The following is a 24,028-nucleotide window of genomic DNA, read 5'->3' on the forward strand; positions in this document are numbered from 1 at the left end:
GCTAGGGCGAAACAGCCGGCTTTCAGCCGGCTGACCGTGCGTCCATGCTGTCCGGGTAGTGACATCGGGGCCGCTGCTTGACCCTGATGTCGATCCCGGAGTGCCGGGTGGTGCTATTCTCCGGCGGCCTGGTCCTGCGCGGCCCGAGCCGTCCTGCCGCCGGTTTCGTCCCTGCGGTCGAGCTCTTCGGTCAACTCGGCCAGACGGGCCTGCGATTCGGGGTCGGGGAGGCCGAACTCGATGTACTCGGAGTCAATAGCGCGGTGGACCCTGCTGTTGAGGACTGCTACTTCACTGCTGTCGAGAAGGGTGAGGTCTTCCGGGAAGCTCTCCTCGGGAGCCATCCGGCTTGACTCATTGGCGTTTGCTTCATTCATATAGGTGGTTTCCTTCACTCGGGCTTTCGGGCATGCGTCCCTGAGGCTCCGATTGACGATCCATCACGACCGATTCTCCGTTGGAGGAAGTCAGGCTCGGATGGCAGCGGATCGCCCGCTTGCTCCATCAAACCATCTCGGGACACTTCTCGCCATTAACGCGCAAGGACCCGGGCGAAGCGCACCGTGAACCAAGAGGGGCACGCAAGCACTGCCCTTCTGGCGCTCAGCCGCCGGTCCCCGCGGCGAAGGCGTCGAGGTCCGGGCCGGTTAGCACAGCGGCGGGGTGGGGGCCTGCGGCGAGCAGCTTGTCCGTCCACTCCGCGGGCCAGGGCTCTCGAAGCGCGGCGAGGACGATGTTGCCCGGATAGCGGCCGGTGAACATGGCCGTTTCGCCCAATGCGGCGGTGCCCTGCGCCTCGCCGGCCAGGGTGCGCACCTGCCTCCGGGCGAAGGCGAGCGGCGGATCATCGCCCACATTGACCAGGACGACGCCGCCGGGTGCCGCAAGGTTCAGGAGCTGCCGGTAGAACGGTGCCTCGGTGAGGTGGGCGGGGGCATCCGCTCCGGCGAAGACGTCAAGAACAATGGCATCGAAGCCCGCCGTGGGCAACCCGTCGAGCGCCGCTGCGGCGTCGTCGAGGAGAAAACGGCACTTTGTCCCCGCGGGCAGGGGAAGGTGCTCGAGGACGAAGTCGAGAAGTTCACGCTCAAGCTCCACCGCGGTCTGCTCGGAGCTCGGGCGGGTTGCCTGAACGTAGCGCACGAGGGTCAGTGCACCGGCCCCGAGGTGGAGTACCCGCAGGGGTTCCCCGGGCGGACGGACCACATCGATCACATTGGCGATCCGGCGGAGGTATTCATAGAACACCTGGCGGGGCTCGGAGAGGTTGACGTGCGACTGCTGCGCCCCGCCGATGCTCAGGATGTAAGCGCCGTCGAGGAACGCATCCTCGTCGATTTCCGCGTGGGCGCCCACCCCGCGCAGCCAGCGGGTGGGCACCGAACCATCGGTGCTCACAGCTTTCCCTGCAGCGAGGCAAGCCGCCCGGCGGCATCTTCAAGGATTTCCGACGTCTTGCAGAAGGCAAAGCGGAGCAGCGACCGTGTGCGCTCGGCCCCCTCCGGGTGGCAGAACACCGGTACGGGAATGGCAGCGACACCCACCAGCGCCGGCAGCCGGCGGGCCAGGTCGGTCGCATCCACCACCCCGAGCGGTGCGCAGTCGGCGATTACGAAGTAGGTGCCCTGCGAGGCGTGGACCCGGAACCCGGCCGCCGCGAGCCCGGAGGACAGCTGGTCCTTCTTCCGCCGCAGGGTCTCGGCGATCCCCGTGAAGAAGGCATCGGGCAGGCCCAGCCCCAGGGCGACGGCGCCCTGGAACGGCATCCCGGAGCTATAGGTCAGGAAGGATTTGACGGTGCGCACGCGGGCCACGAGCTCTTCGGGACCGGTCAGCCAGCCGACCTTCCAGCCGGTGACGGAGAACGTCTTGCCCGCCGATGAGATGGTCAGGGTCCGCTCGGCTGCCCCCGGCAGGGACGCCACCGGAATATGCGCGCCGTCGAAGGTCAGGTGTTCATACACCTCGTCCGTCACCAGCAGTACGTCGTGCCGCACGGCCAGTTCGATGATCCGGGTGAGCGCCTCCCGGGTGAACACCGAGCCGGTGGGGTTGTGGGGGTTGTTGAGCAGCAGCATCCGGGTCCGGCTGCTCATTGCCGCCTCGAGGGCCTCGAGATCGGGCTGGAAGTCCGGGGCCCGCAGCGGCGCAGTGATGTGGTCTGCTCCGGCCAGGCCGATGACTGCTCCGTAGGAGTCATAGAAGGGTTCGAAGGTCAGGACCTCGTCGCCCGGTCCGGCGAAGGCGAGGACGGCAGCCGCAATGGCTTCCGTGGCGCCGGTGGTAACGAGGACGCCGGTCTCGGGGTCGGGCCTCAGCCCATAGAACCGCTCCTGGTGGGACGCGACCGCTGCGCGCAGTTCGGGCACGCCGCGTCCCGGGGCGTACTGGTTGGCGCCGGCGGCGATCGCCGCGCGGGCCGCCTCGAGGATTTCGGGCGGGCCGTCCTCATCGGGAAAGCCCTGCCCGAGGTTGATCGCCCCGTGGGCTGCGGCCAGGGCGGTGATCTCCTCGAAGATCGTGATACCCAGCGCGCCGTCCGGGCGGAGCAGGTTGGCGCCGAGCGCTGTCCGCTGCCAGGGTTCTGCCGCCTGCTGCGCGGAGCCGTCGGGGGAGGGAAAGGATGACCTCATAGGCACAAGTATTACCGCTCCAGCGTGGCGGGAGGCTCTAGGCAGCGAACCGGGTGGGTAGTTTAGGAGCATGCGCCGAGTCGTCTGCCCCGGATCCTTTGACCCCATCCACAACGGTCATGTGGAGGTGATCACGCGTGCCGCCGGTCTTTTTGACGAGGTGGTGGTGGCGGTGTCGACGAACTATGCGAAGAAGTACCGCTTCACGCTCGAGGAGCGGCTGGAGATCACGGGCGAGGTGCTGGCCCACCTGCCGGGGGTCACCGTCGAGTTCATGGGCCACGGCCTGTTGGCGGAGTTCTGCCGCGAGCGCGGAGCCGCCGCGATCGTCAAGGGTCTGCGCTCAAGCCACGATCTCGACTACGAGCTGCCCATGGCGACGATGAACCGACAGTTGACCGGCGTTGAAACCGTCTACCTGCCCGGAGAGAGCAGCTTCCTTCACCTGTCCTCAACATTGCTGAAGGAGGTCGCCGCCCTGGGAGGGGACATCTCCGCGTATGTGCCCGGTACCGTGCTGGACCGCCTGGCTCGACCCGCCGCCTCCTGACGGGCACGCGGAACGACGCGCGCAGAGGCACCCGGTCCGGGATCGGCCGCCGGGGCTCCTAGAGGGGGAACAGCGTCACTGCCGTCGCCTTGACGGTGAACCACACCTCGGAGCCGGGAACCAGGTCCAGTTCGGCTGCGGCGGAGGTGCTGATCTCCGCGCTGAGGTGCCCCGCCCGCACCGTGACGAACTCCCCGTGCGGCTCCAGGTCCGTCACCGCGACCCGAAGGACGTTCCGGGGGCTGCCGGCCGGCGCGGCGGGAAACACCGACACGGCGCGCGGGCTGAAGACCGCGGCGGCGGGAACCCCGGCGGGCAGCGGGGTCTCGGAGACCGCCTCCAACCGGCGTCCGGCGGCATCGACCAGCCCCAACGGCACTGAGGTGCCCGGAACGAAATTGAGGCCGGCCAGGCCTGCGGCGAAGGAACTGCGGGGCCGCTCCAACACCGACTGGGTGCTGCCTGCCTCGGCGACCCTGCCCTCCTGGAGCACCATGACGGTGTCCGCGAGGATCAACGCATCGAGGAGATCGTGGGTGACGATCACCGCGCTCCGCCCGGCCAGGACCCGCCGCAGCATCCGCCGCAGCCCGGGGGCGGCGGCGGCGTCGATGGCGGCAAGCGGTTCGTCAAGCAGCAGCAGCGACGGACGGGCCGCCAGGGCCCTGGCCACGGCCACCCTGTGTGCCTGGCCTCCCGAGAGCTGTCCCGGGCGCTTGTCGGCAAGTTCGGAGGCCTCGACCTCGGCGAGCCACTGAAGTGCCGACGCACGGGAAGCGGCCCTCGATTCCCCGGCACTCCGCGGCGCGAAGGCGACATTGTCGAGCACGCTCAGATGGGGGAAGAGCAGCGGCTCCTGCGGCAGGAGGCAGACCCCGCGCCGGTGGGGCGGGAGGAAGGAGCGCGGGCCGAAAAGGTTCCGCCCGTCGAGTTCCGCGCTGCCGCTGTCGGCGCGCAGGAGCCCGGCAGCGAGGGCGAGCAGGGTGGACTTTCCCGCGCCATTCGCTCCCAGCACGGCTAAGGTTTCGCCGTCGTCCATCGACAGGGCGACGTCGAACCGGCGGGCATGGACCGCGGCCTCCAGGGCGAACCCCATCAGCGCACCGCCGAGCCCGAGGAGCGGTGGGCCAGGGCGACGACGAGGACGGCAACGGCCACCAGCACGAGGGAGAGTGCGACGGCGGCGTCGGGGTCGGTCTCCCGCTGGAGGTAGATCTCCAGCGGCAGGGTGCGCGTGACGCCCTGCAGTGATCCCGCGAAGGTGAGGGTCGCCCCGAACTCCCCAAGCGCCCGGGCGAATGACAGCACGGCTCCGGAGAGGAGACCGGGGAGGACGAGGGGAATCGTGACCCGGCGCAGCACCGTGGTGGGTGACGCGCCGAGCGTCGCGGCGACCGCCTCGTACCTACCGCCGGCGCTGCGCAGCGCCCCCTCAAGGCTGAGGACAAGGAAGGGCAGTGCGACGAAGGTCTGGGCGAGGACGACGGCGGTGGTCGAGAACGCGATGTCCACACCAAGGGTGCTCAGTGTTCCGCCCAACAGGCCCTGCCGTCCGAAGGTGTAAAGCAGGGCGATGCCGCCAACCACGGGAGGCAGGACGAGGGGCAGCAGCACGAGCGCGCGCAGCACCTGCTGACCGGGAAAGGCGCTGCGGGCCAGGACCAGCGCCATTGGGGTGCCGGCCAGGATGCAGAGCGTGGTGGCAGCGGCGGAGGTGGTCAGGCTGAGCTTCAGGGCAGCGATTGAGGACTCGGAGGTGACCAGTTCGGGGAAACGGGTCCAGTCCACCCGGACGACGATGGCGGCCAGGGGCAGCAGGATGAACAGCGCGCCGAGCGCGGCCACGACGAAAAGCCAGAGAGGCAGCCCGGAGAACCCGGCCCGGGGTCCCCGCACCCGGTCCGGGGCGGCGAGGGGCGCGGTGCCGGTCACGGCCGGTCCGCGGGTGGCTGGAATCCCGCATCCTTCAGCAGGGTCTGCCCGGTGGAACCGGTGACCGTGTCGATGAACGCCTGCGCGCCCTCCGGCGCGCCGGGGGCCACCGCCCCGATCAGGTAGCTGTTGGGCACCTCCGCCGCCTCGGGGATGGACACCGCTTCGACCTTCCCTGCCGCGGCGAGGGCGTCGGTGACGTAGACAAGGCCGGCGTCCGCCTCGCCGGAGATTACCTTGCCGAGCACCTCGGTGACCGAGGATTCCTCGCTGACGGGGGACAGGCGCACGCCGGTGATCTCCTGGATCCGCGTGGCCGCCGCACCGCACGGGACCTGGGGCGCGCAGGCGACCAGCCGGACGCCGGCGAGGTCAGTGAAACCCTCAACTCCGGCGGGGTTCCCCGGGGGGACGGCGATAGTCAGCCGGTTCCGTGCAAACTCTCCGGGCTCACCGTCGATCAGTCCCGCCTCGGCGAGCCGCTCCATGGTCGGTGCGTCGGCGGAGGCGAAGACGTCGGCCGGTGCGCCGGCCTCGATCTGGGTGGCAAGGTCGGAGGAGCCCGCGAAGTTCAGCACCACCTCCGATCCCGGGTTCCGGGCTTCGTAGTCCTCCGCCAGCGATTCGAAGACCCCCCGCAGCGAGGCCGCCGCAAAGACGGTTATGGTCTCCCCGTCTCCACCGGCCGGGTCCGCGCCGCCCCCGCAGCCGGTAAGGGCCATTGCGCAGGCGAGGAGAATCGGGCCGCCGCGCCGGTGCCGCGGCTGCCGTCGGCCGTTGGTGCCGGCGGCCGGGGAGGGTGCGGCCGGGCTCACTGCCGGCGCCCCTGCGGGGTTTCGATGATCACCGTCGTCGCCTTCACCACGGCGACGGCGACGGCACCGGGTTCGATGCCGAGGTCCCGTGCGGCTTCGGCGCTCATCAGGGACACCACCCGGTGGGGCCCGCATTGAAGTTCGACCTGGGCCATGACCGTATCGGCGGTCACCTTGGTGACCAGACCGACGAACCGGTTCCGGGCGGAGCTTGAGTTCCCGGCAGGATCCTCAGGGGTGACGGCACGTGACTGGGCCAGCCGGGCGAGGTCGACGCCGTCGACCTCGAGGACTCCGCCGGGTGAGCGGCGGCTCGACAGCGTTCCTTCGTCAATCCACCGCCGCACCGTGTCGTCACTGACGGCCAGGTACTGGGCGGCCTCCTTTACCCGTATATGCGGCATGTCATCGAGAATAGGTGCTTATCTGCGGAAATAGAACCCGGAGGCGGGGGGGTCTTAGTGAGCAGCGTGGGCTCGAGAGCGTCGGGCTCCTAGATGGCCGACCCGCAGGCGGGTCGCATCCATGCGGCCGCAAGTCCCACCGTTTCCTCCACGGCATGTCCGATCCAGCGGACAGCCGTGACATCCGGGACGGTTCCCACCATGCCGACGGACGTGGAGGAGCACTGCTGCAGGTGGGTGAGAGCCCGCAGCGCGTGGTATCTGGAGGTGACAACCAGAACCTCGTCCCAACCGTGATCCCGGGCCAACCTGGCTATAGCCCGCGCCTCGCCGCGGGTCGTCAGGGGGTCCGGCGAGAAACATAAGGTCGGTACGTCACTGCCGGTCCTGCACAGCTGATCTGTAGAGGCATTTCCCGGAAGGCCCGTGCTTGAGAGGACCAAAAGGGGCGCATAGCCTTCCTCCACAAGCCGTTCGCCTTCCGGCAGTCGTTCGAGTGCGGCGCCGGCCAGCACGATGACTGCATCCACCCGGCTGGGCTGACCCAGCGGCGGGGAGTGGAAGAGTGGATAGGCCGCCACCAGCCAGGCAAGGACAATACCAACCAGGGGGATAGTGGCCCGGCGAATCGGGTACCGCCGGCGGGGGCTTGCCGGGGGAACTGGCAGGTCTGAGGGTTCCACGGTCGGAGCCTACGCGAAAAGGTCCGCCCCGGGGCAGAGGACCCGCCGATTCGCGGGCCGGCCCGGCAACCGCCCGCGGGAGGGGCGGGGCGGCGTTTTGGGCTGGGGGAAGATCTCAGGCTAAGATGATACGTCGGTCATATGTTCTACAGGAGTCACCATTAAAAGCGATCTCAGTTCGCCTTTGATCTTCAGTGTCAAAGACCTCGGGCGCAGCCCGGGAAGCATGCGGACAATCGAAGAACATGTACCCGCACCCAAGGATTTCGGGGTGGCGCTCATCGGCGTGCAGGAGGGTTCCGACATGGAACTCGATTTGCGTCTGGAGGCGGTTCACGAAGGAATCCTTGTGTCGGGAACCGCGGACGTCGAGGTGTCGGGCGAATGCGGCCGGTGCCTGATCCCCATTGAGTACACCAGCGGTGTGGAGATTCAGGAACTCTTCTACTACGGTGACTCCGGGTCGCTGCCGGCTGAAGAGGAAGAAGACCTGCACCGGGTTGAGAACGATTCGATCGATCTCGAGCCGGTGCTGAGGGACGCGGTGGTTACCTCACTGCCGTTCCAGCCGGTGTGCCGGGAGGACTGCAAGGGCCTGTGTTCCGAATGCGGAGCGCGCCTGAACGACGAGCCCGACCACCATCACGAAATTTTGGATCCTCGCTGGTCGGCCCTTGCCGGGCTGACCGGCACTGCCGCTGAGAATGATGCGGCACCACGTACAGAGTCAGACGAGAGAGAAGAGAGTTAGTCGTGGCTGTTCCCAAGCGGAAAATGTCCCGCGCGAATACACGCGCACGCCGGTCCCAGTGGAAGGCAACCGCCCCCAAACTGGTCAAGACCGTGGAGAACGGCCGCGTCACCTACAGCCTTGCCCACCAGGCCAAGGTTGTCACCGACTCCGCCGGCACCCCGCTGTTCCTTGAGTACAAGGGCCGCAAGGTAGCCGACGTCTAACCTGGCGTGTCAAAGGAAGACCTGACCAAGCGTCTCGGTGTCGATATCGATGCCGGGACGCTTCGTCTTGCCCTCACGCACCGGTCGTACGCGTACGAGCAGGGCGGTATCCCCACCAATGAGCGGCTTGAGTTCCTCGGCGACTCGGTGCTCGGCCTGTCGGTGACGGATGCGCTCTACCGCGACAACCCGGACCTCTCCGAAGGTGACCTCGCCAAGCGCAGGTCCGCTGTCGTCAGCACCCGCGCCCTCGCGGGGGTGGCCCGCAGCCTCGACCTCGGCCAGCACATCCTGCTCGGGCAGGGGGAGAAGCTGACGAACGGGCGCGACAAGTCCTCCATCCTGGCCGACACTATGGAGGCCGTCATCGGCGCCGCCTACCTCAGCCACGGAATTGAGACGGCCCAGGCGATGGTGATGCGGCTCATCGGGCCGCTGCTGCGCGACTCCGAGGTCCTCGGCGAGGGCACCGATTGGAAGACCCGCATCCAGGAGACCGCCGCCGCGCGCCGTCTCGGTGCCATCGACTACCAGGTGACAGGCACCGGCCCCGACCATGCGCGCTCCTTCGAGGCCCTCCTGGTCATCGGCGGAACGCCCTACGGCACCGGCGCCGGACACTCAAAGAAGGAAGCCGAACAGGCCGCCGCCGCCGCGTCCTGGAAGATCCTGCGCGGCCCGGTGCCCGCCGACGGCAGCTAGGCCGCGATGCCCGAACTACCCGAAGTCGAGGTGGTGCGCCGCGGGCTGGCGCGCTGGACCGGCGGCCGCACCATCGAGGCGGCCGAAATCCTCGACCCGCGCTCCGCACGCCGTCATGTCGAGGGCCCCGACGACCTGCAGCGGCGGCTCGCGGGTGCCACCATCGCCGACGTCGTCCGGCGCGGCAAGTTCCTGTGGCTGCCGCTGAGCGCAGAAAGTGATAATTCCCACACCGCCGGGCCGCCCCGCACGGCGCTCATGGCTCACCTGGGCATGAGCGGACAGCTCCTGGTGAAGGATCCGGGCCTTCCTGACGAGAAGCACCTTCGAATCCGCCTCGCGCTGTCGCCTGCGCGCGACGAAACCGGCGTCGAACTGCCCTCCGAGCTGAGGTTCGTCGACCAGCGGATCTTCGGGGGGATGTTCCTTGCGGACCTCGAACCGACTGCGGACGGGCTCCCGGGCGGCCAGGGAGAGGTCGGCCTGCCGCTGATTCCCCGCCAGGCCGCCCATATCGCCCGCGACCCCCTTGACCCCGCCTTTTCGTTCGAGGCCTTCCACACCCGGCTTCGGGCCCGCCGCACGGGCATTAAGCGCGCTCTGCTGGACCAGTCGCTGATTTCGGGCATCGGCAACATCTACGCCGACGAGGCGTTGTGGGCTGCGCGCCTGCATTTCGCCCGCCCCACCGACACCCTCCGGCGGTCCGAGTCGCTCCGTCTGACCGAGGAGGCGCGGTCGGTGATGGAGCGGGCGCTTGAGGCCGGCGGCACGAGCTTTGATTCGCTCTACGTGAACGTCAATGGCACCTCGGGCTACTTCGAACGATCCCTCAACGCTTACGGCCGCGCCGGCGAGCCCTGCAGGCGGTGTGCCGCGGAGGGGCGGGATACCCGGATCCGCAGGGATGTCTTCATGAACCGCTCCTCGTACAGCTGCCCTCGATGCCAGCCCGTACCACGCAATGCCCGCTGGTAGTTACAGCGTTTACCCGTCCGTGATCTGAATGTGACAATTCCGAGATGCGGAGGTAGCGTTAGACCCGCGCCGGGACATCATGGACCGGCGCCCTTCGTCAGACTGCCTAACCCTGTCGGTGACAGAAGGACCGTTCGCATAACTTTTCCGACAGGGGCGGGGGAACCGAGAGCGGGCTCTTTGTGAAGAGTCCTAGGGGTTAAGGCGCGGCACGGACATCATCTGGGGAGATGGTCCGGTGCGCCCGGGTGTCCCATCCGAACCCGACAGCTAACTCCGCAGGCATCGGGAGAGGCAACTTTATGTCCAAGAATCGTTCAATCGCGCGCCACCGGGCGACCCCGGTCCGCACCAGTCCCCTCAAGACCGCAACCCGCGCCGTCGCCGCAACTGCAGGTGTAGCAGGCCGTCCGGCAGCCGTCGTCGTCGCAGCCTCGGGCATCCTGCTCGGTGCAACGCTTCCGGCGAACGCTGCCGGAGAGGTTGAGGTAAGTACGTCCGCGTCGCAGGTCAGCGCCCCCGCTGTCCAGGCAGCTCCTGCTCCCGCTGCCTCCGCAACCTCGCACACCGTGGTTGCGGGCGACACCCTTGGAACCATCGCAGGCAAGTATGGGGTCAGCCTTGACGCCATCTTCGCCGCCAACGGAATGGGCTGGGACTCGGTTATTTACCCGGGCCAGACCATCGTCCTCTCCGGCAATGCCGTAGCTGCTGCCCCGCAGCCCGCCGCCGCTGTCCAGGCCTTCGCTCCTGCTCCGCAGGCAGCGCCGGCCCAGACCGCTGCGACCACCAGCAACCCGATGGGTATCAGCAGCCAGAGCAACGAGATGCGCGTCATCGGCGCCGCATCGACCAGCGGCATCGTTGGCACCGCTCTCCAGGGCGTCGGCTCCGGCTACGTCTACGGCGGCTCCGGCTTCGGCATGTGGGACTGCTCGAGCTTCGTCCAGTGGGTCTACGCCCAGCACGGCATCGACCTGCCCCGCACCACCTGGTCGCAGTTCGCCGCCCTGACCCCGACCGGCAACCCGCAGCCGGGCGACCTGGTCAGCCAGAACGGTGGAAGCCACGTTGGCATCTACCTGGGCAACGGCAAGATGGTCAGCGCGCTGAACCCCTCGCAGGGCACGCTCGTCCACGACGTGAGCGCCATGTCGGTCGACGGTTACTACACCGCCGGCTGATACCCCGCTGTTTTCAGCACGCAGAAGGCCGGTGCCCCGTAGGGGGTACCGGCCTTCTGGTTTTCCACCGACGTGTCCGGACTTCGGCCGCGCATGGCGTAAACCGCCCGGCGGCCCGTGGATACAGTCAGGACGTACGGATTTCGATGCGGGGTCCCGGTGCCCGGAAGTGGGCGGCCAGACGCGCGAGGCCCTCGTCGATCGACACCTCGGGGACCCACGCAAGCAGTTCGCGGGTCTGCCGCTGGTCGTACCAGTGAGCCGTTGAGAGCTGCTCGGCGAGGAAACGGGTCATCGGGGGCTCCTGCGTGGATCCGGAGCGGCGCCACGCCCGCTCGACCATTGAGCCCGCCGTGCGGGCCACGGCCCCGGGCACGCTCCACCCCGGCGGGCGCACGCCGCCGGCGGCGCAGATTCCGGCGATCATCTCACCGATCGGCCGCGGCTCGCCGTTGGTCACGACCAGCGCCCTGCCCTGCACGTGCTCGATCCGGTGCAGCGCCGCCACGATGGCCGCCGCGGCGTTGTCCACGAAGGTTGTGTCCACCAGTGCGGTGCCCTGGTCGAGGACGGGAAGGCGGCCCGCTCGGGCCCGCTCCAGCACACGCTGGACGAGCTGGGTGTCTCCGGGCCCCCAGACGATGTGGGGGCGGACGGCGGCGACCCGGAAGCCCGGCTCCGAGCTGCCCAGCGCAAGCAGTTCCGCAAGGCCCTTCGTCCGCGCGTAGTCGCCCCGCGCGCGCTCGGGAGCCGCCGGAGCGGCCCCTGCCCCGGCACACGACGTGCCGTCCGCTGCCACCGAGGGCGAGGAGACAAAGACCACATCGGACACCCCTGCGTCCCGCGCAGCCACCAGGAGCGCCCGGGTCCCTTCGACATTGACCGCCTCGAAGTCGGCCGGGTTCCCAGTGAAGGACACCTTGGCGGCAAGGTGGATGACCGCGTCGACGCCGGCTGTGGCCCGGCCGAGGGCCGCAGGGTCGGTGAGGGAACCCAGTTCATCCTGGGCCCCGGGCACGCCCGAGGGCCGGCGCTGGAAGGTGCGCACCGGTGTTCCCTGTGACAGGAGCAGGGCGGCCACCGCACCGCCAAGGAGGCCGCTGGCCCCGGTGACCAGGACGGTCATGGCGTGCGGACGCGGCCGCCGGACAGGGTCTGCTCCGCCCAGGCGGCGATCCGGGCCCGGTCGAGCTTCGAATTGTGCCGGATGTCCACGGGCAGGGCCGGCACGGTGAGGACCGCCGCGAGCTCTGCTCCCGCGGCGGAGGCCGCGGCCCGGACGCCTGCCGCGAGACCGGCCTCGGCCAGGCCCGGGCGCTTCCGCCGGAGCGGCGGGTCGGTCTCCAGCACTCCGACAACGGCCTGGGTCCCTGCCGGCCCGACGCCGACGACGGCGGCGAGGCGCACCCCGTCGACCTCCTCGATCGCGTGTTCGACGCCGACGGGGGTGAGGACGCCGCCGGGGGCCGTGATGATGTGGCCGAGGCGGCCCTCGACCCACAGGCGCCCGGCTGCGTCGAAGTGGCCGACGTCGCCGGTACGGTGCCAGGGCGCAGTACGGGCCGAATCGGCCTCCGTGCGCCACAACCGGTGGTATCGGTCCTTGACGTGGGGGGCGTCGACGAGGATTTCTCCGCTCACACCGGCTTCGGTCGTCGGCTCTCCGTCGGCCGCGCCGTCCGGGCCCAGCGGGCTGACGGCGACCCTGGCCCCGTGCACGGCGGTACCCACACAGACACCGTTCCCGGCACCGGGAAGCCCGGCGGCGGCATCCCCGGCCGCCGCGCGGATCGAGGGCAGATCGACGTCGGTGACCGGCAGCGCCTCGGTCATGCCGTAGGGGGTGTGAAGTGCGGCGTCAGGCAGGAGGGCCTGGACGCGCTCGAGCAGGGGAGCCGGGATCGGCGCCCCCGCGGAGAGAAGCAGGCCCACCCGCTGCAGGGCGGCCCGGCCGTCGGCGGAAAGGTCCGTTTCGGTCGCCAGTACGTTGCGCAGGGCGGCGGGTGAGGCGAAGACCGCGGTGGCGTCGACGGCGGCCACTGCGTCGGCAAGCGCCGCCGCGGTGAGGGTCCGCGGCGCTGTCACGTCCATATCGGGGGTCACCGATGCCACCCCTAGGGCCGGCCCGAGAAGGGCGAACGGCGCGAACCCTGCGACCAAGGCACCTCCGGGGCGGATGCCGAAGGTCTCCGCGACAGCGTCCCGCATGGCGGAGAGCTGCCGGTGCGTGTACACGACGCCCTTGGCGGGCCCGGTGGAGCCGGAGGTGAAGAGGATGGCAGCGTCGGCGTCGGGCTGCGGCGGGCGGACATCGGCCGGGGCGCCGGCGGGGGTGCGCAGCTCGGCCAGCGAGGTGTCGACGGCCAGCAGCCGGCGCCGGGCCGGGTCGAGCTCCTCGACGCTGATGCGGCGTCCGGGCCAGCCGAAGATCCGGGCCGCGGCGAGGGCGCGCTCGATGCCGATCACGGCGTCCGGTGCGCTGCCGCGTACGGCGCGGGAAAGCCCGCGGGCCCCGAGTCCCGCATCGGCGACCACGATCACGGCGCCGATCCGCAGGCAGGCGTAGATCAGGACGGTGAGGTCAACCCCCGGCGGCACCATCAGGCTGATCCTGCTTCCGGCGCCCAGGCCGGAGCGGGCGAGCCCTGCGGCGACGGCGGCGATGTCGGCCTCCAGCCCGGCCCAGCTCAGCGAGCGGCGCACACGGCCCGCGTCCATCTCCGCGACGGCCAGCGAGGAACCGTCGGCGGCCGCGGCTTCGGTGAGGCGCGTTTCGAGGGCAGAGAAGGCACGGTCATCGGCGGGACCGGTGCCCACAGCGGGAGCGGCGCCCGTCCGTCCGGTGCTGTCCGCGGCCACATCCCGGGCCTGGAGCCAGGAGAAAAGAGTCCCGGCGACGTCGGCGTCCTCCTGGACCAGGTGCCCGGCGTCCTCGAAGCGGTGGACGTCGGCGTGGGGCAGCCTGCACGTAAGGTCTTCGAGGTAGGTCTCGGTGAAGACCGGGTCGTGCGGTCCCCACAGGAGCAGCGAGGGGACGTCGAGGGTGCGGATCCCCTCGGCGATCTCCGTCAGGGCCGGGAAGCTCGGGTGGGACCGATCGCGGGGAATGTCGGCGACGAAGTCCGCGATGCCTTTGCGGGATGCGACGGTGCGGTAGGGCGCGCGGAAGGCGTCCCGGACCTCAGGGGTGAGCTTCGGCCGGGCCAGGGCGTGCGTGATGTCCAGGAAGGCCGTGGTCGTCTGCGTTCCGGTCCGGCGCACCGGCGGGAGCAGGGCCAGGCGCAGGGGAGCGGGAAGGGGCCGGGTCGGGCTCTGGTGCACCGCGGTGTTGGTCAGGACCACCCCGGCCAGGCGGGACCGGTTGCGGTGGGCGAAGCCGAGGCTGACAACGCCGCCCCAGTCGTGCCCGACGGTGACCAGGGGGCCGCGCAGGTCGGCGGCGGCGGCGAAATCCTCGAGGTCGGCGACGCGGTCGGCGAGGCGCCGTAAGACCCCGGTCCGCTGGGAGAAGCCCATATTGAGCTGGTCGACGGCGACCACGCGCCAGCCGGCCTTCGTTCCGGCGGGCAGCAGCGTGCGCCACAGGTAGGACCAGGTGGGATTGCCGTGGACGCACAGCAGGGTTCCGCGGACTTCGGTGCCGGACTCCCGGAGGGCGGCGGCGTTGTCGAGGTAGTGCCAGGTGCGGACGGTCCCGGGGTTGTCGGCCGAGGCCGACGAGGGCACGTCGAGATACGCTGACCACGAAGGGTCAACGCCGGGGAGAGCTACCACGCAATCTCCATCATCGAGGTATTGAGCCCTGAGCCCACACCGAGGCACAACACCCGGTCCCCGGCGTTGAGGGACTGGCTTTCCTGCGCCAGGGTCATGGGCAGGGACGCGGGCCCCACGTTGCCCCAGCGGGGGAAGGTGATGGGCACCCGCTCACGCACCAGGTTCACGGCCTTGATGATGGCGTTCGTATAGGAGTTGGAGACCTGGTGGGTGACGTAGCGGTCCATCGAGTCCCACTTCCACCCGTCGGTCTGCGCTTCGTGCCAGGCGTCCACCACCAGTTCGAGCCCGCCGTCGAGCAGCCCCTTCGTGTCGGTGTACATGCCGTCCACCCCGCCGACGCACAGTTCGTGGTGCTGGGTCCCGGCCCGGGAAACCCCGCCCAGGATGCGGTGGGAGCCCGGGTGCAGGTCGGCCGGGCCGATCACGGCCGCGGCCGCGCCCGAGCCGAGGGTCAGGGTGGCGAACTCGCTGAGGAAGTCCTCCCGCGTGGAGGTGGGCCGGTTCAGCCGGTTGAACGTCGCCTCCTGGGTGCCCTGGGCGTCTTCGCCGGCCACGATCAGGGCGTACTTGATCTGGCCCGAATCGATCATGTTGGCGGCCAGGGTCATGCCGTTGACGAAGCCGAGGCAGGCGTTGGCGAGGTCGAAGTTCATCGCCGAGGAGGGAAGCCCGAGGGAGTGGTGGATCTTCACTGCGACCGAGGGCTCAAGGTTCCGCCGGGTGACCGAGGTGTTGATGAGCAGCCCCACCTGGCCGGGTTCAATACCCGCCTCGGCCATGGCCTTCGCCCCCGCTTCGATGGCGGCGTCGTCGAAGGCGGTGCCGGGGGACCACCAGCGGCGTTCGGTGACGCCGGCTACCCGCTCAAGCAGTCTTTTGGAGAGCCGAAGGCGCTTCAGGCTCGGCGCGAGGCGCTCGTCGAATTCCGCGGAACTGACGACTACCGGCGCCTCCACGCTCGTGACGGCGAGCAGTGCCGTATTTTCATGTCGAAACGTCGCGTTACCGGTCAAATTTCCTGCCTCGTCAACTGATGAGCGCCCCGTTCCAAGGGGAAAATACCACCTTGGAGGTCGTGCCGGGGCGCTTGGGATGCTTCCGAACCTTTGGAAAGCCTACTTGGTATTCCTCCAAGTGGTTTCTTTTTTGTCCGCACACGGTCGCTGCGGATGCGCGGTGAACCGTGCTACACGCAGTAGATTGGGAAGACCCGCCCCCTTTGGAGAACCTGACCACTGTGCATTTGAAGAGTCTAACCGTGCGAGGCTTCAAGTCGTTCGCATCCGCGACGACGTTCGACTTCGAGCCGGGCGTCACTGCGGTCGTCGGGCCCAACGGATCCGGCAAGTCGAACGTCGTGGACGCGCTGGCGTGGGTGATGGGCGAACAGGGCGCCAAAACCCTGCGCGGCGGCAAGATGGAGGATGTCATCTTCGCCGGGACGGCCGGGCGGCCGCCGCTGGGCCGGGCCCAGGTGACCCTCACCATCGACAACGCCGACGGGGCACTGCCCATCGAGTATTCCGAGGTGACCATTTCGCGTACGCTTTTCCGCTCGGGCGGATCGGAATACGCGATCAATGGCAGGAATTGCCGGTTACTTGACATTCAGGAGCTTTTGTCCGACTCGGGTCTGGGCCGGGAAATGCACGTTATTGTCGGCCAGGGCCAGCTCGATAAGGTGCTCCACGCAACCCCCGAGGAACGCCGGGGATTCATTGAGGAGGCAGCCGGAATCCTCAAGCACCGCCGCCGCCGCGAGAAGACGGTGCGGAAGCTCGAGTCGATGGAAGCGAACCTCGCGCGCCTGACCGACCTGACGGCGGAGCTGCGCCGCCAGCTGACGCCCCTGGGGAAGCAGGCCGAGGTGGCCCGCCGGGCCCAGCAGGTGCAGTTCGAGGTCCGCGACGCGCGGGCGCGGCTGCTCGCCGACGAACTGGTCGAGCTGCAGGGGGCGCTCGCACGGGAGGCGGCGGACGAAACGGCGGCACGCCATCGGCACGCGGAGGTCGAGGCACTCCTCGAAGCGCAGCGGGAACGCCAGGGCGGGCTCGAGCGGCTCGCTGCCGAGGCCGCACCGGCGCTGACCCGTGCGCGGGACGACTGGTACCGGCTCACTGCCGTCGCCGAGCGGTACCGGTCGCTGCAGGCCCTCGCCGCCGAGCGCTCCAAGCTGCTCGGCATGCCCGCCGCCGCCCCCGACCGGGGCAGGGACCCCGACGAGCTCGACCGGCAGGCCCGCCGGCTCCGGACCGAGGAGGAGACGCTCAAGGACCAGATCCGGGAGAACGCCCAGACCCTTGAGTCGGCCATTGTCGGCCGGGCCGAAGCGGAGCAGGCCGCCGCGGCCGAGGAGAAGCGCCTGACGGCGCTGCTGCGCGCCGCAGCCGACCGCCGTGAAGGAGTGGCCCGCCTCGCCGGCCAGGTGGGAGCGGCCCGGTCGCGGGTCGAATCGGTTGAGGCCGAACTGGGCCGCCTCGGCGGCTCGATAGCCGAGGCGCTGGCGCGGCAGGAAGCGGCCGAACGTGAGTTCGCCGCCCTCGAGGAGCAGGTGGCCGGCGCCGTGGACAGCGAGCAGGGCCTCGATGCAGCCTACGAAGAGGCCCAGGCCGAGCTAGAAAGGCTCGCCGGGATCACCACGGCCCTCGACGACAGCGGCCGCGCCGCCGAACGCGAGCGGGACGCCCTGGCCGCACGCCGGGGAGCGCAGCTGGAGGGCCTGCGGCAGCGGGACGGCTCGCAGGCGCTGCTGGCCTCGGGGATTCCCGGGGTCCTTGAGCCGCTCGCCGGACTGATCCGGGTCGAGCCGGGGTACGAGACGGCCGTCGCCGCGGCCCTGGCGGGCCTCACCGACGCCGTCGCGGTCGCCGATGCGGGCACCGCAGTAGCGGCGCTGCGCCGGATGAAGGAGGACGACGCCGGGCAGGTGGCCGTCGTCGTCGCCGGCCCTGCAGGTTCCGGCGGGAATGCTGCCCCGCCCGCAGGTTCCGACACGACGGGCACCGCCCTGGAGGCCGGCTCGGTAAGCGGAGCGGCCGCCGCCCCGCCGGCCGGTGCACGGTACGTCCTGGATCTTCTCTCCACCGGTGAGGCCCTGCGGCACTCGCTCGCGGCGGTGCTGGACGGGGTTGTCGTCGTCGAGGACCTCGATGCGGCGCACGCGGCCGTGCAGGGCCAGCCGGGCCTGACGGCCGTCACCCGGGACGGCGACACCGTGTCGGCCTCCACGGCCCGGGGCGGTTCGCCGGGGGCCCCTAGCCTGCTGGAGATCCAGGCGGCCGTCGAGCAGACGACCCGCCGGCTGGAGGAGGCCTCGGCCCAGGCGGCGGAGATCACGCGCCGGCTCGCCGACGCGGCTGCGCAGAAGAAGCTTGCCTCGGAACGCGCCGCGGCGGCGCTGGAGAAACTCCACGAGTCCGACGCGCGCCTCTCGGCCGTCGAGGAGAAACTCGGGCAGCTCGGCTCCGCGGTGCGCTCCGCCGGTGGGGAGGCCGACCGACTCCGGACGCTCGCCCGCACCGCCGAGGGGACGCTCGAGCTCGAGCGGACCAAGCTCAAAGACGCCGAAGAGCGGCTCGCCGCGGTCCAGGAGCTTCCGGACGACCCGGACCCCTCGACCGAGGTGCGGGACCGGCTCTCGGCCGCCGCCGCGGCCGCGCGCCAGGCCGAGATGGACGCCCGGCTCACCCTGCGCAGCGCCGAGGAGCAGCTCCACGCGCTCGCTAATCGGGCCGCCTCCCTCGAACGGGCCGCCGCCAGCGAACGGCAGGCGCGCCTGCAGGCGGCCGAGCGGGCCCGCATCCGGCAGGCTCAGGCAGCCCGGGCCCGGGCCGTCGCCGCCGCGGCGGGCACGGTGCTCGAATTCATCGCCGATTCGATCGCGGCGGCGGAGCGGCTCCGGGCGGCCGCCGAGCGGCGCGCGGCGGACGCCGAAGCCGAGCTGGGCCAGGCCCGGGCGGCTCATGAGGCGCTGGTGGCCGAACTGGCCCGCCTGACCGACGCGCTGCACCGCGACGAACTGGTCCGGGCCGGCCAGCGCCTGCGCATCGAGGCGCTGGAGAACCGTTCGGTCGAAGAGCTCGGGCTCACCCCCGAGCACCTGACGGCCGAATACGGGCCGCACCTGCCCGTCCCCTCGGCCTCGGCGTCGGAGGACAAGTGGGCCGAACTGCGGCTTCCGGTGGACGACGACGGCCGCGTTATCCCCGAGGGCGTACCCTTCGTGCGGGCCGAGCAGGAGAAGCGGCTCCGGCGTGCCGAGCGTGACCTGGCCGCGCTCGGGAAGGTCAACCCGCTCGCGCTCGAGGAGTTCGCCGCCCTCGAGGAACGCCATACCTTCCTCAGTACACAGCTGGGGGACCTCAAGGCCACCCGCAAGGACCTTCTCGACATCATCCGCGAGGTCGACGAGCGGGTGGAGCAGGTCTTCACCGCCGCCTACCGCGACACCGCGGTCCAGTTTGAGCATGTCTTCGGACGGCTCTTCCCCGGCGGGGAGGGAAGGCTGGTGCTGACCGATCCCGAGGACATGCTTGCCACCGGCATCGAGGTGGAGGCCCGGCCCGCCGGCAAACGCATCAAGCGGCTCTCGCTGCTCTCCGGCGGTGAGCGCTCGCTGACCGCCGTCGCCCTGCTGGTGGCGATCTTCAAGGCCCGGCCCTCCCCGTTCTACGTGATGGACGAAGTGGAGGCCGCCCTTGACGACACGAACCTGGGCCGGCTGCTCTCCATCTTCGAGGAGCTCCGGGAGTCGAGCCAGCTCATCATCATCACCCACCAGAAGCGCACCATGGAGGTCGCCGATGCCCTCTACGGGGTGTCGATGCGCGGAGACGGTGTCTCGGCGGTGATCAGCCAGCGGCTGGTGGACGCCTGAGCCGTCAGGCCGCGCCCGGCGGTGCGGCCTGACCGCGGGCGGGGAGGGTCTCCCGGGAGCCCAGCCACAGCACGAAGGCCGCCGCCGTCAGCACTCCGGTGACCACGAACGCCAGCGCGAAGGATCCGGAGGGGAGCTGGTCGATGATGATCCCGGCGAGGATGGGGCCGAAGATGGCGCCGGTGTCGCTGGCCATCTGGAAGACCGCAAGGACCTTGCCGCCGCTGCGCTCGCTGCCGACGACATCGGCCACCACGGCCTGCTGGGCTGGGTTGAGGATGCCGGCCCCCACGCCGCCGACGACGCAGATGGCGAGGAAGACCGGAACATTTCCGGCGAACCCGAGGGCGGCCATGGCGAGGCCGTTGACGGCCAACCCGATGAGGAGCATCGGGCGGCGCCCCCAGGTGTCGGCGAGGCGGCCGGACACGGTCAGGGCCAGGGCCGTCCCTCCGGCGAAGAACGCCAGCGAGATGCCGGCAATCCCCGGGCCGGCGTCCAGCACGACCGTCGCGAACAGCGGAACCAGGGCCAGCCGCACGCCGAAGGAGGACCAGCCGTTGGCGAAGCTCGACAGCAGGGACGCGCGGTAGGCCGAGTCCTTGAGGGCTTCCCGCACCGTGAGCACCGACTGGGCGGCTCCGGTCCGCCGGTCCCCGAGCCGGGTGTCCTTGAGCTGGAAGAACACGACGGCTGAAGCGATCAGCAACGCCCCGGCGTAGACAAGGAAGGGGACCCGCAGCCCGAAGCCGGCCAGCAGCCCGCCGAGGATGGGGCCGCCGATGCTGCCGAGCAGGAATGCCGACGCATAGGCGCTCGAGATCCGGCCGCGGATCCCGGCCGGCGCCAGCCGGACGATCAGGCCCAGCGCGGACACGGTGAACATGGTCGAACCGATGCCGCCGAGCCCTCGAAAGATCAGCAGCTGCCAGTAGTTCTCAGCGAAGGCGCACGCCGCCGTCGACAGCGCCACGATCAGCAGGCCCACAACGTAGACCGGCCGCTCGCCCAGGCGCTCGATCAGCCGCCCACCGGCCGGGGCGAAGATGAGCCGGGTGAAGGCGAAGGCGCTGACAATCACCGAGGAGGCCGTGACTCCCACGTCGAAGCTCTGCGCGAACTGGGGGAGCACCGGGGCGACGAGCCCGAAGCCGATGGCGATGACGAACGCCGAGGCGATCAGCACCTTGATCTCTCGCGGAATCCGCTCCTGCTCCTTGCGGATGGGCCGGCCGGCCGGAGGGAAGGGAAGCAGCCTGCGAAGGGCGGAGCGCTGGGGATTTCGAACCATAGTAAGAAGAAGTCTTCCACTGCAGGCCGCCGGATGCTCAATCGCCTCGTGTGAGAAGCTGGAACAGTGAATGAGACTCTCCAGATCGTAATCTTTTTCGTGATCGCCATCGCGGTCGTCGGCTCCGCCGCCGTCCTGCTGCTCAAGGGGCGCCGCACGCCTCCCGGGGCCTACCCGACGATTCGGGATGCCGATGACAGGGGCGGTCTCGACGTTCACGGGGCGACCTCCGTTGACCTTGTTGACGGCGAGGTGGCGACCACACCGGGCGTCGTCGTCCCCGACGATCTCAGCGGACTCGACGAGGCCGTCACCGAGCTCCCGACCACCGAGCGGCCGGAGCCGGTGCAGGGCAGGCTCGCCCGGCTGCGCGCCCGGCTGGTGCGCTCCAACACCGCCCTGGGCAAGGGCCTGCTGGCGCTGCTGTCCCGGGACAAGATCGATGAGGACGTCTGGGATGAGGTGGAGGAAACCCTCCTGCTGGCCGACCTAGGGACCGAGCCCACCACCGAGCTGGTCGACGCACTGCGCGCCCGCGTCAAGGTCTCCGGCAGCCGGAGCCCCGAAGAGGTCAAGGCGATGCTCCGCGAGGAACTCATCAAGCTCGTCGATCCCACCATGGACCGGTCGCTGGCGACCGAACGCCACCTCGACCGCCCGGCCATCGTCCTCGTCGTGGGCGTGAACGGTGTGGGCAAGACCACCACCGTGGGCAAGCTCGCCCGGGTCCTCGTCGCCGAGGACAAGGACGTGCTCCTCGGTGCGGCCGACACGTTCCGCGCCGCCGCCGCCGAGCAGCTTGCCACCTGGGGTCAGCGCGTCGGGGTGCCCACCGTGAAGTCGGACATCGACGGCGCCGACCCCGCGTCGGTCGCCTTCGAGGCGGTCAAGGCCGGAATCGACCAGGAGGTCGACGTCGTGATGATCGACACCGCCGGGCGCCTGCAGAACAAGGTCGGCCTGATGGACGAACTCGGGAAGGTCAAGCGGGTCATCGAGAAGCAGGGCACCGTCGATGAGGTGCTCCTCGTCCTTGACGCCACCACCGGCCAGAACGGGCTCAGCCAGGCGAAGGTCTTCTCCGAGGTCGTCAATGTCACCGGTATCGTCCTCACCAAGCTCGACGGCACCGCCAAGGGCGGCATCGTCGTCGCCATCCAGCGCAGCCTCGGCGTGCCCGTGAAGCTGGTGGGCCTCGGCGAGGGCGCCGACGACCTTGCGCCCTTCGAGGCCGAGAGCTTCGTGGACGCACTCCTCAACTAAGGCCAGCGCGGCGCACCCCGGTTCGGGGAGCGCAGTCGGGCACAGGGGCGGGACGGTCCGTGGTGCGGCGGGTAACACCGTCGAAACACGGCCGTCACCGCCCTTTTACGTGGGCGCGGAACCAGTAACCTGCGCGAAACCTAAGACCTCATGCCCGGAAACACCGGCACGTCACTCTTGAGGAGCGGGAAGTGCCCGCCACCTCTGAGAGGACGTGAAAATGGATCTGACAGCAGGTCACGTCTGGGTCATGGTTTCGGCCGCCCTGGTACTGCTTATGACGCCGGGTCTAGCCTTCTTCTACGGCGGCATGACCCGCGCGAAGGCCGCCCTGAACATGATGATGATGAGCTTCATCGCGGTGGGCCTCGTGGGAATCGTCTGGGTGTTGTGGGGCTACTCCATGACCGGCGGGGACGGAGTGGCCCAGCTCTTCGGCAATCCCTTCGCCTCCTTCGGGCTCCAGGATCTGATCGGCACCGAGGACCTGATCGGCGCCGGCTACGGGGTGACGTTCGCGATCATCACCGTCGCCCTGATCAGCGGCGCAATCGCCGACCGGGCGAAGTTCGGCGCGTGGTCGCTGTTCGTCCCCATCTGGGTCACCCTTGTCTACTGCCCGCTGGCCTTCATGGTGTGGGGCGGCGGGCTCCTGAGCGCCGACGGCCTCATCGGCGGCGCCGTAGGCGAAGCGATCGACTTCGCCGGCGGCACCGTGGTGCATATCAGCGCAGGCGTCGCGGCGCTGGTGCTCGCGGTGATCCTCGGCAAGCGCCAGGGCTTCGGCAAGGACCCGGCGCAGCGCCCGCACAACATCCCCCTGGTAATGCTCGGCGCCGCCCTTCTGTGGTTCGGCTGGTTCGGCTTCAACGGTGGCGCGGCGTCGACGGCCGAGGAGGCCGGACTCATCTGGATCAACACCATGGCCGCACCCGCCGCCGCGATGGTCGGCTGGCTCGTCACCGAACGTTTCCGCGACGGACGGCCCACCTCCCTCGGCGCGGCCTCGGGCATCGTGGCCGGCCTTGTCGCCATCACCCCCGCCTGTGCCAACGTGAGCCCCATCGGTGCGGTGGGCCTTGGCCTCGTCGCCGGGTTCCTGTGCGCGCTCGCCGTGGGCATCAAGTACCGCCTCGGCTTCGACGATTCCCTCGACGTGGTCGCGGTGCATCTGGTGGCCGGCGTCACCGGCACCCTCGCCCTCGGCTTCATCGCCCTTCCCGTGGACGGCAGCGGCGGCGGCCTGTTCTACGGCGGCGGCGCGGCCCAGCTCGTCGCGCAGCTCGTCTCGGTCCTCGTGGCCATCACGCTGTCGGCCGTCATGACGGCACTGATCGGCCTGGCCATCCACCGGACCATCGGATTCCGCATCACCTCCGACAACGAGGTGGCCGGCGTCGACCTGTCCGAGCACGCGGAGACGGCCTACGAGTTCGGTGGCCTCGGCGTCGGCGGGTCCTTCCACCCCTTCGCCGACCAGTTCCGTGACAAGAAGACCATCGAGCAGACGGAGAGCGTGAACTCATGAAACTGGTGACAGCGATTGTCCGACCGGACAAGCTCGACAATGTGCGCGGCGCCCTTGAGACCTACGGCGTGCAGGGCCTGACCGTCAGCCAGGCCAGCGGCTACGGCAGGCAGCGCGGGCACACCGAGGTCTACCGGGGTGCGGAGTACACCGTGGACCTGCTGCCCAAGGCCAGGGTCGAGGTGCTCGTCTCCGACGAGTGGGTGCGCGACATTGTCGACGTCCTGGTCTCGACCGCCAATACCGGAAGCGCCGGCGACGGCAAGGTCTGGGTCATCCCCGTCGAGGACGCCGTCCGCGTCCGCACCGGGGAACGCGGCGAGGCCGCGCTCTGACCCGCACGCCGGCACCCGGCACGCGATAAGTCACACGGCACCAAAAAGGAGGCACCCCCGGCCGGGGGTGCCTCCTTTTTCTGCGGCGACATTGCTTCTGTGGCGCTGCCCGCCGGC

At 69.9% G+C, this 24,028-nt stretch carries 22 protein-coding genes and 1 riboswitch; of the genes, 10 read left to right on the forward strand and 12 right to left on the reverse strand.

All coding sequences use genetic code 11. The features are described 5' to 3' along the window. Window positions 1-113: 113 nt before the first annotated feature. The 3 genes from E2F48_RS00985 to E2F48_RS00995 all read right to left on the reverse strand — a co-directional run bounded on the left by E2F48_RS00985 (window position 114) and on the right by E2F48_RS00995 (window position 2,633). Complete coding sequence (locus tag E2F48_RS00985) at window positions 114-377, reverse strand: hypothetical protein (RefSeq protein ID WP_133402168.1); 264 nt, start codon at window positions 375-377, stop codon at window positions 114-116. Window positions 378-603: 226 nt separating this feature from the next. Next, complete coding sequence (locus tag E2F48_RS00990; protein WP_246018460.1) at window positions 604-1,398, reverse strand: spermidine synthase; 795 nt, start codon at window positions 1,396-1,398, stop codon at window positions 604-606. Beyond that, the gene (locus tag E2F48_RS00995) at window positions 1,395-2,633 is read right to left on the reverse strand and encodes an aminotransferase class I/II-fold pyridoxal phosphate-dependent enzyme (protein WP_133402169.1); all 1,239 of its coding nucleotides are present in this window, start codon (window positions 2,631-2,633) and stop codon (window positions 1,395-1,397) included. The genes E2F48_RS00990 and E2F48_RS00995 overlap by 4 nt, the downstream gene beginning before the upstream one ends. A 70-nt stretch (window positions 2,634-2,703) precedes the next feature. On the opposite strand from E2F48_RS00995, the gene coaD reads away from it, so the two are divergent. Next, a complete protein-coding gene (gene coaD / locus E2F48_RS01000; protein ID WP_133402170.1) occupies window positions 2,704-3,183 on the forward strand; it encodes a pantetheine-phosphate adenylyltransferase in 480 nt (159 codons plus the stop codon). Window positions 3,184-3,241: 58 nt separating this feature from the next. Here the strand turns inward: coaD and E2F48_RS01005 are convergent, their stop codons facing one another. The 5 genes from E2F48_RS01005 to E2F48_RS01025 all read right to left on the reverse strand — a co-directional run bounded on the left by E2F48_RS01005 (window position 3,242) and on the right by E2F48_RS01025 (window position 7,017). Continuing rightward, window positions 3,242-4,279, reverse strand: coding sequence for a sulfate/molybdate ABC transporter ATP-binding protein (locus E2F48_RS01005; RefSeq protein ID WP_133402171.1), 1,038 nt, complete (start codon window positions 4,277-4,279; stop codon window positions 3,242-3,244). Then, complete coding sequence (locus E2F48_RS01010; RefSeq protein WP_246018461.1) at window positions 4,279-5,115, reverse strand: ABC transporter permease; 837 nt, start codon at window positions 5,113-5,115, stop codon at window positions 4,279-4,281. The genes E2F48_RS01005 and E2F48_RS01010 overlap by 1 nt, the downstream gene beginning before the upstream one ends. Next, on the reverse strand, window positions 5,112-5,930 hold the full coding sequence (gene modA, locus E2F48_RS01015; RefSeq protein ID WP_246018462.1) for a molybdate ABC transporter substrate-binding protein: 819 nt from the start codon (window positions 5,928-5,930) through the stop codon (window positions 5,112-5,114). Before modA ends, E2F48_RS01010 begins: the two co-directional genes overlap by 4 nt. Then, a complete protein-coding gene (locus E2F48_RS17530) occupies window positions 5,927-6,334 on the reverse strand; it encodes a TOBE domain-containing protein (RefSeq protein WP_133402172.1) in 408 nt (135 codons plus the stop codon). The genes modA and E2F48_RS17530 overlap by 4 nt, the downstream gene beginning before the upstream one ends. 89 nt (window positions 6,335-6,423) lie before the next feature. Further along, window positions 6,424-7,017 carry a YdcF family protein gene (locus E2F48_RS01025; RefSeq protein WP_133402173.1) on the reverse strand — a complete coding sequence of 198 codons (594 nt, stop codon included), beginning with the start codon at window positions 7,015-7,017 and terminating at the stop codon, window positions 6,424-6,426. A 184-nt stretch (window positions 7,018-7,201) separates the two neighbouring features. On the opposite strand from E2F48_RS01025, the gene E2F48_RS01030 reads away from it, so the two are divergent. The 5 genes from E2F48_RS01030 (at window position 7,202) to E2F48_RS01050 (ending at window position 10,838) form a co-directional block, all read left to right on the forward strand. Next, window positions 7,202-7,768, forward strand: coding sequence for a YceD family protein (locus E2F48_RS01030; RefSeq protein ID WP_120165324.1), 567 nt, complete (start codon window positions 7,202-7,204; stop codon window positions 7,766-7,768). Window positions 7,769-7,770: 2 nt separating this feature from the next. After that, window positions 7,771-7,974 (forward strand): 50S ribosomal protein L32, encoded by a 204-nt coding sequence (gene rpmF, locus E2F48_RS01035; protein ID WP_120165325.1) that lies wholly within the window; start codon window positions 7,771-7,773, stop codon window positions 7,972-7,974. Window positions 7,975-7,980: 6 nt separating this feature from the next. Then, entirely contained in the window at window positions 7,981-8,676 is a 696-nt protein-coding gene (rnc, locus tag E2F48_RS01040; protein ID WP_133402174.1) for a ribonuclease III, read from the forward strand. 6 nt (window positions 8,677-8,682) lie between these two features. Beyond that, window positions 8,683-9,654, forward strand: a complete 972-nt coding sequence (mutM, locus tag E2F48_RS01045; RefSeq protein WP_133402175.1) for a bifunctional DNA-formamidopyrimidine glycosylase/DNA-(apurinic or apyrimidinic site) lyase — start codon at window positions 8,683-8,685, stop codon at window positions 9,652-9,654. Between the two features lie 125 nt (window positions 9,655-9,779). Next, a riboswitch (cyclic di-AMP (ydaO/yuaA leader) is annotated at window positions 9,780-9,953 on the forward strand. Window positions 9,954-9,956: 3 nt separating this feature from the next. Then, entirely contained in the window at window positions 9,957-10,838 is an 882-nt protein-coding gene (locus E2F48_RS01050) for a C40 family peptidase (protein WP_133402176.1), read from the forward strand. A gap of 127 nt (window positions 10,839-10,965) precedes the next feature. Here E2F48_RS01050 and E2F48_RS01055 read toward each other — a convergent pair whose 3' ends face one another. Genes E2F48_RS01055 through E2F48_RS01065 form a run of 3 tightly spaced genes read right to left on the reverse strand, consistent with a single transcriptional unit; the run spans window position 10,966 to window position 15,631 of the window. Continuing rightward, entirely contained in the window at window positions 10,966-11,964 is a 999-nt protein-coding gene (locus tag E2F48_RS01055) for an NAD-dependent epimerase/dehydratase family protein (protein WP_133402177.1), read from the reverse strand. Continuing rightward, window positions 11,961-14,612: an alpha/beta fold hydrolase gene (locus E2F48_RS01060; protein WP_133402178.1), complete on the reverse strand. Its 2,652-nt coding sequence runs from the start codon at window positions 14,610-14,612 to the stop codon at window positions 11,961-11,963. The genes E2F48_RS01055 and E2F48_RS01060 overlap by 4 nt, the downstream gene beginning before the upstream one ends. Further along, window positions 14,606-15,631, reverse strand: coding sequence for a 3-oxoacyl-ACP synthase III (locus E2F48_RS01065; RefSeq protein ID WP_133402179.1), 1,026 nt, complete (start codon window positions 15,629-15,631; stop codon window positions 14,606-14,608). The genes E2F48_RS01060 and E2F48_RS01065 overlap by 7 nt, the downstream gene beginning before the upstream one ends. A gap of 224 nt (window positions 15,632-15,855) precedes the next feature. Here E2F48_RS01065 and smc point away from each other — a divergent pair, with 224 nt between their 5' ends. Continuing rightward, complete coding sequence (gene smc / locus E2F48_RS01070) at window positions 15,856-19,494, forward strand: chromosome segregation protein SMC (RefSeq protein WP_133402180.1); 3,639 nt, start codon at window positions 15,856-15,858, stop codon at window positions 19,492-19,494. Window positions 19,495-19,498: 4 nt separating this feature from the next. On the opposite strand, the gene E2F48_RS01075 is transcribed toward smc, so the two are convergent. Beyond that, window positions 19,499-20,785: an MFS transporter gene (locus E2F48_RS01075; RefSeq protein WP_133402181.1), complete on the reverse strand. Its 1,287-nt coding sequence runs from the start codon at window positions 20,783-20,785 to the stop codon at window positions 19,499-19,501. 66 nt (window positions 20,786-20,851) lie between these two features. Between E2F48_RS01075 and ftsY the strand changes: the two genes are divergently transcribed. The 3 genes from ftsY (at window position 20,852) to E2F48_RS01090 (ending at window position 23,911) form a co-directional block, all read left to right on the forward strand. Next, entirely contained in the window at window positions 20,852-22,048 is a 1,197-nt protein-coding gene (gene ftsY / locus E2F48_RS01080; protein WP_133402182.1) for a signal recognition particle-docking protein FtsY, read from the forward strand. 220 nt (window positions 22,049-22,268) lie between these two features. Then, on the forward strand, window positions 22,269-23,576 hold the full coding sequence (locus E2F48_RS01085; RefSeq protein ID WP_133402183.1) for an ammonium transporter: 1,308 nt from the start codon (window positions 22,269-22,271) through the stop codon (window positions 23,574-23,576). Then, window positions 23,573-23,911 (forward strand): P-II family nitrogen regulator, encoded by a 339-nt coding sequence (locus tag E2F48_RS01090; protein ID WP_120165335.1) that lies wholly within the window; start codon window positions 23,573-23,575, stop codon window positions 23,909-23,911. The genes E2F48_RS01085 and E2F48_RS01090 overlap by 4 nt, the downstream gene beginning before the upstream one ends. Window positions 23,912-24,028: the final 117 nt, after the last annotated feature.

This window comes from Arthrobacter crusticola, from assembly GCF_004357995.1.
Classification (GTDB): domain Bacteria; phylum Actinomycetota; class Actinomycetes; order Actinomycetales; family Micrococcaceae; genus Arthrobacter_D; species Arthrobacter_D crusticola.